The 9,737-nt window shown below is 42.9% G+C and carries 8 protein-coding genes, 2 tRNA genes and 1 pseudogene; 1 reads left to right on the forward strand and 10 read right to left on the reverse strand.

Going from position 1 to position 9,737, the window contains the following annotated elements; all coding sequences use genetic code 11:
• Positions 1–69 precede the first annotated feature (69 nt).
• Positions 70–1,353 carry an HlyC/CorC family transporter gene (locus tag F9817_RS01220; RefSeq protein WP_161153129.1) on the forward strand — a complete coding sequence of 428 codons (1,284 nt, stop codon included), beginning with the start codon at positions 70–72 and terminating at the stop codon, positions 1,351–1,353.
• A 66-nt stretch (positions 1,354–1,419) separates the two neighbouring features.
• On the opposite strand, the gene luxS is transcribed toward F9817_RS01220, so the two are convergent.
• The 10 genes and pseudogenes from luxS to F9817_RS01270 all read right to left on the reverse strand — a co-directional run bounded on the left by luxS (position 1,420) and on the right by F9817_RS01270 (position 9,700).
• Positions 1,420–1,938 (reverse strand): S-ribosylhomocysteine lyase, encoded by a 519-nt coding sequence (gene luxS, locus F9817_RS01225; protein WP_161153130.1) that lies wholly within the window; start codon positions 1,936–1,938, stop codon positions 1,420–1,422.
• A gap of 26 nt (positions 1,939–1,964) precedes the next feature.
• Positions 1,965–2,570: a transglycosylase SLT domain-containing protein gene (locus F9817_RS01230; protein WP_196123718.1), complete on the reverse strand. Its 606-nt coding sequence runs from the start codon at positions 2,568–2,570 to the stop codon at positions 1,965–1,967.
• A gap of 1 nt (position 2,571) precedes the next feature.
• Complete coding sequence (gene gshA, locus F9817_RS01235; protein ID WP_161153131.1) at positions 2,572–4,137, reverse strand: glutamate--cysteine ligase; 1,566 nt, start codon at positions 4,135–4,137, stop codon at positions 2,572–2,574.
• A gap of 307 nt (positions 4,138–4,444) precedes the next feature.
• Positions 4,445–4,911, reverse strand: a pseudogene (locus F9817_RS01240) (YqaA family protein).
• Positions 4,905–5,855, reverse strand: a complete 951-nt coding sequence (locus tag F9817_RS01245; RefSeq protein ID WP_161153132.1) for an NADP-dependent oxidoreductase — start codon at positions 5,853–5,855, stop codon at positions 4,905–4,907. Before F9817_RS01245 ends, F9817_RS01240 begins: the two are co-directional and overlap by 7 nt.
• Positions 5,856–6,007: 152 nt before the next feature.
• Complete coding sequence (locus tag F9817_RS01250; protein ID WP_161153133.1) at positions 6,008–7,138, reverse strand: sodium ion-translocating decarboxylase subunit beta; 1,131 nt, start codon at positions 7,136–7,138, stop codon at positions 6,008–6,010.
• Between the two features lie 9 nt (positions 7,139–7,147).
• Positions 7,148–8,935 carry a sodium-extruding oxaloacetate decarboxylase subunit alpha gene (gene oadA, locus F9817_RS01255; RefSeq protein ID WP_161153134.1) on the reverse strand — a complete coding sequence of 596 codons (1,788 nt, stop codon included), beginning with the start codon at positions 8,933–8,935 and terminating at the stop codon, positions 7,148–7,150.
• A gap of 2 nt (positions 8,936–8,937) precedes the next feature.
• A complete protein-coding gene (locus F9817_RS01260) occupies positions 8,938–9,207 on the reverse strand; it encodes an oxaloacetate decarboxylase subunit gamma (protein ID WP_161153135.1) in 270 nt (89 codons plus the stop codon).
• Positions 9,208–9,453: 246 nt separating this feature from the next.
• Positions 9,454–9,530 (reverse strand) — tRNA-Arg (locus tag F9817_RS01265).
• Between the two features lie 93 nt (positions 9,531–9,623).
• Positions 9,624–9,700 (reverse strand) — tRNA-Arg (locus F9817_RS01270).
• Positions 9,701–9,737 lie beyond the last annotated feature (37 nt).

Here is a 9,737-nt window from a genome sequence, read left to right on the forward strand (position 1 = left end):
TTTCATCATTGACACCTAACCTAGGTTAGGTCATTAATTACTCAAATTATTTTAAGGAAATGGATCGTTTTGGACCACATATCTTTGGGTATATTGTTTACGCTACTTGCTTGTCTCATTGTTATATCTGCGTATTTTTCCGGCTCAGAAACAGGCATGATGTCTCTGAACCGCTACAAACTAAAACACTTATCTAACACTGGCCATAAAGGGGCTAAACGCGTAGAGAAGCTGTTAAACCGTCCAGATCGTCTCATTGGCTTAATCCTTATTGGAAACAACTTAGTCAACATTATGGCCTCTGCCATAGCGACTATTATTGGTCAACGTTTATATGGCGACATGGGCGTTGCAATTGCAACAGGTGTTCTGACTATGGTGGTATTGGTATTTGCCGAAGTGACACCTAAAACCATTGCAGCGCTCTATCCAGAAAAAATCTCTTATGCGAGTAGCTACATACTTTCCTTTTTGTTGAAGTTCTTATCCCCACTCGTAATATTTATGAACTTCATCACTAATGGTTTTATCATGATATTGGGGCTTAAGCCCCAAGCGAATAATGACGAGTCACTAAACTCAGAAGAACTCCGCACTGTTGTAAATGAAGCTGGCGGACTGATTCCTCGTCGTCACCAAGACATGCTGCTATCGATATTGGACCTAGAGCATGTCACTGTGAATGACATTATGGTTCCTCGTAATGAAATAACCGGTATCAACATTAACGACGATTGGAAATCTACCGTTCGCCAGTTGACCCACTCACCTCATGGCCGAGTGGTTCTATACCGCGATCAAATTGATGAAGTGGTAGGTATCTTACGTTTGCGTGATGCCTCCCGCTTAATGCTGGAAAAAAACGAGCTCAATAAAGAAACGTTATTACGCGCAGCAGATGAAGTCTACTTTATTCCAGAAGGTACACCGTTAAACGTTCAGTTACTAAAATTCCAACGTAATAAAGAACGCATTGGTCTTATTGTTGATGAGTATGGTGACATTGTTGGCCTTGTAACGTTAGAAGATATCTTAGAAGAGATCGTTGGGGAATTTACTACCTCTATGCAGCCAAGCCTAGCGGAAGAGATCACTCCGCAAAGTGACGGTAGTTTCTTAATCGAGGGCAGTGCCAACATTCGTGATATCAACAAGAGCTTACGTTGGAAATTACCCACCGACGGTCCTCGTACGTTGAACGGTTTGATTTTGGAACATTTAGAAGAAATACCAGAAAGTAAACTGAGTGTCGAAGTCGCCAAACACCCAATGGAAATTCTTGAGTTAGAAGAAAACCGCATTAAATTGGTTAAGGTATTCCCTTCTAAATTGAAGAAGAAAAAGCAGAAATAATTGAGAAACAAAAAGGGCTTGGTGATACCAAGCCCTTTTCTTTTAAGGTTTTACCTTAATCATTACTTAGTGAACTTTAAGCTCTTTTAACATCTCTTCAGGTAGCGCAAGGTCATCATTTTTATTCACTTGAACACCGGCATCGATCACGTTTTGTGCGATCTGTTTTGCTTCATCTAAAGAGTGCATAGCAGCCGTGCCACATTGGTACTTATTCAATTCAGGAATTTTGTTTTGATCTTCTACTGTCAGCACATCTTTCATTGCTGCTAGCCAAGCGTTAGCTACGCGAGCTTCATCAGGAGCACCAATTAAGCTCATGTAGAAACCAGTACGGCATCCCATTGGAGAAATATCAATAATTTCAACATCAGAACCATTTAGATGTGCGCGCATAAAGCCCGCAAACAAATGTTCTAGAGTGTGAATCCCTTTTTCTGACAAAATGTCTTTGTTAGGCACTGTAAAACGCAAATCGAAAACAGTGATAGTATCACCGCTTGGAGTTTTCATATTTTTCGCCACGCGCACTGCTGGTGCGTGCATACGAGTGTGATCGACGGTGAAACTGTCTAATAGTGGCATAATTAATTTCTCCATTGCTTGTTGATTTAGAAGAACCAACTTAAATTATCGTCTAGCTCTTTACGGCATTTCTTTAGTTGCCAACCATAGGTTTTGGCTTGACGTTCAACTTTACGTGCAACTCTCATCACAGAAGGCTTAGAACGGTACGAATGACTTTTTAGTCCACCGCGACCTTCATGATACGCCAAATATTGATGATAAGTATCCCACATTGATACCCCAAGGATACGATGAGTTTCACGGGTATACCAACCAACAAACATCATCGCATCTTCAAAATCATTGCGAGAGCCTCCATTATCCGTAGCATTTTGAAAGTCATCCCAGGCAGGATCTTGGGCCTGAGCATAACCGTAAGCGCTAGAAACTCTCCCCCACGGGATAAACCCTAAGAGGTAATCTTTTGGCGGTTTCGCATCATGATGAAAAGAACTTTCTTGTTTGATAATCGCCATTGCAATTTGAATGGGCGTTCCCCACTCTTTGTTCATATCTAATGCCGCTTCATACCAATCAGGTTTTTCACGGAAGATTGCACAGATATCGTTCTGGTTACTCGGTGGCGAAGTTGCACAACCGCTTAATACTAACATAACCATTAACGTCAACCGACGTATTACCTGCTGCATACTACTTTAAATATGAAAAATACTGTTCTAAGAAGTCATCGAAGCTTAATGTATCGCTTGCTTCTAACTCTTGTAACGCTGCTAAGGAACGAGTCACTTCTTGTTGCATCAGTTCTTCAGAATAAACGCGATAAGCATGTTCCGCATTTTCTTTACGATACGCTTTTCCTAGTTCACAGCCAAGCTTACCGAGACCACCAGCTTGCTTCACTTTTTCTAAGAACTTCGCCGACAATGTCAGTTCTGGATTATCTATCCAGCGTTCTAGTTCATGACATACCGATTGATAGTGGGTCTCACCATTGACCGAATCCATTAACTCAGCAACCAATTTTAGGTCTGAGAACACTCGTTTTGCCCACTCTTGCAGCGTCAGTTGTTCACCATGACAGCCAATTTGTAGCATCAAGCCTGGTTTGCGACCTTCAATCACAACTTTACGCCAGTTATCTCGCCAGCATCCTAATTCGCACTCATCCATTGGGTCTGAATCAGAAAGAGCCATCCAAGTAAGCAGCAAATCTAAGAAGCGAACTTGTTGTTCAGTAATACCAACAGGGCTAAATGGGTTAACATCTAATGAACGAACTTCAATATATTCTACGCCAGCACGAGACAAGGCTTGGGAAGGTTTTTCACCACGTTTAGCTACTCGCTTAGGACGAATTGGAGCATACAGCTCATTCTCGATCTGCAGAACATTGCCGTTTAATTGACGATATTCCCCATCCACTTTTATACCCAATTGAGCAAACTCTTCAGAAGGCGTGCGAATCGCTCGATTTAAGCCATCTAAATATTCATCAATACTATTGAAGCCAATTTTTAATGCGCTCTGTGCGTGATTAGTATAACCAAGATCACTTAAACGTAATGATGTCGCGTAAGGTAGATATAAAGTTTTACCAATACTTTCAAATGGTAAGTCTGTTTTACGACCTTGGATAAACGATGAGCAAATAGCCGGTGATGCCCCAAAGAAATAAGGAATAAGCCAGCCAAAACGATAATAGTTACGAATGATACCAAAATAAGCTTTGGACTTTGTTGCCTGCCGCTGTTCATCACTCTGCTCACCATAAAGGGCATCCCAGAACGACTCAGGAAAAGAGAAGTTAAAATGCACACCAGAAATAATTTGCATCAAACTGCCATACCGACGTTTTAGTCCAGCTCGATAAAGTGTCTTCATACGACCTGAATTAGACTGTCCGAATTGCGCGATAGTAATATCATCTTCTTTATTCACATAACATGGCATCGACATTGGCCACATCTGCTCGTTATGTAACTTGGTTTGAGTAAAATGATGAATATCCGACAGTTGATTCAGTAACGTATCCACATCGTTAGACACGGGCGTAATGAACTCAAGTAGGGACTCTGCAAAATCGGTGGTCACCCATTTATTGGTTAACGCCGCGCCCAACTCTTTTGGGTGAGGTGTCTGAGCAATAGCTCCATCGTCATTGTAACGTAATGTCTCACGTTCGACGCCACGGCCGAATGCTTTAAACACTTCTGGTCTTTTTGCGACTCGCTGAAGTCGCTCGGCAAATTTAGTCAAAATATGACTCACTTATTGTTGTCGTGATCCTATTGAAGCTGAGAACAGAGCCCAACTGGACGGTGATTTTCACCTATTTTTATATGTATCTAGTGGGCGATTTCAAATCGGTTCTAGGCATACTTCATCGTTCAAATTGTTTTACATAATGAAAATATGATGGCATACCCCCTACTCACCTATCCACTAGATAGAACTCTGGGGCATTATGCTACTTAATAAATGTGCTGGTTGGCTATCGTTTTTTTTGAACAAAATGTACGGAAAACTTGTTGAAGAAAGAACTAACATGCATCAGAAATCCAACTTAGGAGGAAAATAGCCCTAAATACAGTGCGGCTAGCAAGCAATATCGAAGTGCTTTTCCAATGCGATCATCACCGTCGATAAACCTAAATGAACTCTTAACCAACCAGCAGCAAGGCACAAGGGATCGCCGATAACCGGTAACCAACTGAGTAAAAGTGCCCAATAACCATACCGTTCTAACCAAGCAATAGAACGTACGATATAAGGTTTATTCATTTTAGGTTTAGGGAGCCACCGTCCAAGCAAATAATTGGTGAGACCTCCTAACGTATTACCTACTGTAGCGATCACAACGGCAATACCCGCTGGATATTGGTGTAGGGATAGGGTCGCAATGAACGCCGCTTCCGAGCCACCAGGCAATAAAGTGGCACTTAAAAATCCACTAAAAAACAGTACCCAAAGAGCTGAACCAGAAAAATACCACCATAATTCGGAAAATCCGGAGTTGAACCAATCTAGCATTTCATATCAAGGAGTACCTTCCCTCGGGTATGGCCAGTCTCAATTTGCTGATGCGCTTTATCTGCTTCAGTTAATGGGTATATATGATAAATTTCAGTTTTTAACAGCCCAACACTCACCATGTAAAGCATGGTATCTAACTGTTCCTTGTTGGGATCAACCAAAATACCTGATGCATTAAATCCTAGCAATTTGGCCTTTTCACAGATCAATTCTGCAGTAATAGTGGGAACGGTGATCACACGAGCATCATCACTCAGGCATTTCAATGCATCCAGTGCGGCATCACCACCCACTAAATCTATTAATACATCAACCTGCTCTAATCGTTGTGAAACAGGAGCAAAGTTATAGTTAATAGCATGTGCACCTAATGTCGCTAAGTAATCAAGATTATCTTCACTGCAACTGGTATAGACTTCTGCTTTGGCAGCAACCGCTATTTGCACTGCAATATGGCCGACACCACCAGCACCAGCCAATATAAGAACTCGATCCCCCTCTTGCACTTGAGCTTTATTTAAAGCCTGAGCAGCAGTCTGCCCGGCTAGAGGAAGTACCGCCGCCGCCTCTAAAGTGACAGAATCAGGTACTAAACTCAATTCTGTTTCTGGTACACAAAGATACTGGCTGTAACCACCTCCTTGCACAGGAAAGCCAATAAAACCGGCCACGTTAGCTCCGATATTAAACAACTCAGCATTGCTGCCTGCTTTCACGACTTGACCAGAAATGTCATAACCAGGAACCCACGGTAAGTTATCCTTATTCTGTTCAGCAGCCCAGCCAATCCCCGCTCTAGTTTTTACATCTATCGGATTAACACCGGCATAGGCAACTTTAACTAACACCTCACCATCTTTTGGCTCTGGAATCTCGGATGTTTGCATCTCTAACACTTCAGTGCCCCCAAAGTGTGAAATTGCGACCTGTTTATTTTCCATATCTGGTTCCCTGTCGTAGCAACATAAAAAGGGATGTCTGGGCATCCCTTTGAATATATACCAATTTATACTTATACCCAAATCTGCTCAGTTGCTAAGCAAAAAACCAGTCAGCCATCAGACTTAGACACCAGCACCATGCTGATAAATATCTACCCAACCAACGCTAACAATATGCCAGCGGCGACAGCAGACCCCAATACACCAGCAACATTCGGTCCCATGGCATGCATGAGTAGGAAATTTTGTGGGTTCTCTTTTAATCCTTCTTTATTCACAACTCGAGCGGCCATTGGCACCGCAGAAACGCCGGCCGCTCCAATAAGTGGATTAATGGGATCTTTAGAGACTTTATTAAGTAACTTCGCCATCATAACGCCCCCGGCGGTACCGATACTGAACGCAATCGCACCTAACAGCAGAATCCCCAAGGTTTCCACATTAAGAAACTTATCAGCTTGCAGCTTAGAGCCGACCCCAAGTCCAAGAAAGATAGTCACCGTGTTGATCAACTCGTTTTGAGCTGTTTTTGATAATCGATCCACAACACCAGACTCACGCATTAAATTCCCTAAGCAAAACATGCCCACTAAAGGTGTGGATGATGGCAAAAATAACAACGCCATTAACAACACCATCAGAGGAAAGCACATTTTTTCTAACTTACTCACATGACGCAATTGAGCCATTTGAATTGTGCGCTCTTGCTTAGTCGTAAGAAGCTTCATGATTGGAGGCTGAATGATAGGTACCAGAGCCATATAGCTATAAGCTGCAACAGCAATCGCTCCTAGTAAATCCGGAGACAAACGACTCGCTAAGAAAATAGCCGTGGGTCCATCTGCACCACCGATAATTGCAATCGATGAAGCATCAGCAAGTGAAAATTCCATTCCCGGTACTAGATTCAGTATCACCGCCCCAAACAAGGTGGCAAAAATACCTAATTGTGCAGCGGCACCTAACCACAAGGTTTTAGGGTTCGCAATTAACGCCCCGAAATCCGTTAATGCCCCTACCCCCATGAATATCAGTAAGGGGAAGATCCCTGTTGCTATCCCTGCATGATAGATATAGTAGAGTACACCTCCAGGCTCAGTGAAACCGCCGTTAGGTATATTCGCCAAAATAGCACCGAAACCAATGGGCAATAATAATAACGGTTCGAATCCTTTATGAATGGCAAGAAACAGTAATAAGCAGCCCACTAAGATCATCACTATTTGAGCTAACTGGAAGTTAGCGATTCCCGTTTCAGCCCATAAAGTCAATAATCCGTCCATATCGGCCTCCTAAGCCAGATTCAACAGAGGTGCCCCAACTGAAACAGCATCGCCTTCTTTTACTAAAATAGAGGAAACCTGACCACCTTGAGCTGCTCTAATTTCTGTTTCCATCTTCATGGCTTCAAGCACAAGTAGAACATCTCCTTCACTCACTTGCCCACCTACTTGAACATTGATTTTAAAAATATTCCCGGCAAGAGGGGCAGTAACAGGGACTTCCTGAGTAGAAACAGGAGCAGGTGAGACTTGAGGTTGTTGAGGCGTTGTCACCGCAGGGGTTACGGAAGTTAATTCACCTCTCGGCCCCACTTCAACATCAAACACCTGACCATCGACTCGCACGCTATAACTTTCAACTCCAACCTTAGGCGCAGTTTGATTAGGAGCGACAGTAGCGACTGCCTTTGCAGTAGGAACAGGCTCAAATGCACTTGGATTACCGCGATTTTTTAGAAATTTAAGACCGACTTGAGGGAAAAGAGCGTAAGTAAGGACATCATCGACCTCATCTTTTGCTAGGGAAATGCCATCTGCTTGGGCTTTTTGTTTTAGCTCTGCTGATAGATGTTCCATTTCCGGTTCAAGACGATCAGCCGGGCGGCAAGTGATCGCTTGTGCACCAGCCAACACTTTCTGTTTTAACTCTTCATTGACTGGCGCAGGAGACGCTCCATATTCACCTTTAAGAACGCCAGCGGTTTCTTTGGTGATACTTTTATAACGCTCCCCGGTTAATACATTCAAGACAGATTGAGTCCCTACGATCTGCGAGGTTGGAGTCACTAACGGAATATATCCTAAGTCTTTTCTGACTTTGGGGATTTCATCTAACACTTCATCTAAACGATCAGCAGCCCCTTGCTCCTTCAATTGCCGTTCCATATTAGTCAGCATACCACCAGGAACTTGGGCGATAAGAATTCGCGAATCAACACCTTTTAGCTGACCTTCAAATTGCGCATATTTTTTTCGCACATCTCTAAAATAAGCAGCGATCGGTTCTAGCTCTTGCAGTTTTAATCCTGTATCACGCTCAGTTCCTTCAAGCATTGCTACAACCGTCTCTGTTGGTGTATGCCCATAAGTCTGGCTCATGGACGAGATTGCCGTATCGAGTATATCAACACCAGACTCGATAGCTTTTATCGCAGTGGCAGTAGAAAGCCCAGTCGTTGCATGACAGTGCAACGCCAGAGGGACATTACAGGAAGCCTTAATACGAGTAATAATTTCTTCAGCAACATAAGGCTTAAGTAGACCCGACATATCTTTAATGCACAAAGAATGGCATCCGAGGTCTTCCAAGCGTTTGGCTAAATCCACCCAAGTATCAACGTTATGAACGGGACTGATCGTATATGACAACGTGCCTTGAGCATGCCCACCGACATCGATAGTCGCTTTCACTGCTTGTTGAAAATTACGAACATCATTCATCGCATCGAAAATGCGGAATACATCCATACCATTGCTATGGGCTCGTTCAACAAACTTAGCCACAACATCATCCGCATAATGGCGATAACCTAATAGATTCTGTCCGCGCAATAGCATTTGCATCCGTGTATTTGGCATCGCCTTTTTTAACAACCTTAATCGTTCCCAAGGATCTTCACCAAGAAAGCGGATACATGAATCAAATGTTGCCCCGCCCCAGGTTTCCAATGACCAATAGCCAACCTTGTCCAATGCTTCGGCAATCGGCAACATATCTTCAACTCTCATACGAGTTGCAAACAATGACTGATGGGCATCACGCAATACCACATCGGTAACCGCTAAAGGTTTAGACATTCTTATATCTCCTTGTCTGTTTTATTTTGCGAAGATGTTCGATACTGATGAATGGCGGTAGATATAGCCGCTATCACTTTAGGATCAAGAGATGAAGAGGAAACCTGATTCATCGTAGGTTCGGTAGAAAAGGAAGGTGGGGATTCTTTAGGTAACAGTTTCGACATGAGTTGTACGACATAAACCAACACTGTCAAAAATAGAAAAACAACGATCATCCCAGTGCACATAAGTGTCACTGCATCAGTGAGCAGGTTTCCGATATTCGTCATGTAAGATCCTTATCATGAAGGCGTTATCTAGATATAAGATAACGTTCTACAAACGTTGGAATAAAACGAAATACACGCCTGCTATTTATCCATAAACAGTGAAATATTTTCTTCACCACCATCACAAAACGGTTAACGTTTAACCAAGAGTGTTCAATTTTGTGAGGAATGAAGAGTGAAGAATCTACGGATAAGAAAATGAAGCATAAAAAAGCCTCACATTTCTGTGAGGCTTTTTATCAATGATGGTACGCCTGAGAGGATTCGAACCTCTGACCGCCTGGTTCGTAGCCAGGTACTCTATCCAGCTGAGCTACAGGCGCACTGTTTTCGATATCACTAAGTAACATCAGGGCATTACCCTTTAAATCANATCGAGAAATTATANCCCTAAANCATATCTTCTCAATCAATANTGGTGCGCCTGAGAGGATTCGAACCTCTGACCGCCTGGTTCGTAGCCAGGTACTCTATCCAGCTGAGCTACAGGCGCACTGTTTTCGATATCACTAAGTAACATCAGGGCATTA

Origin of the sequence: Vibrio eleionomae (assembly GCF_009874545.1) — a bacterium.
GTDB classification, from domain to species: Bacteria; Pseudomonadota; Gammaproteobacteria; order Enterobacterales; family Vibrionaceae; genus Vibrio; species Vibrio nitrifigilis.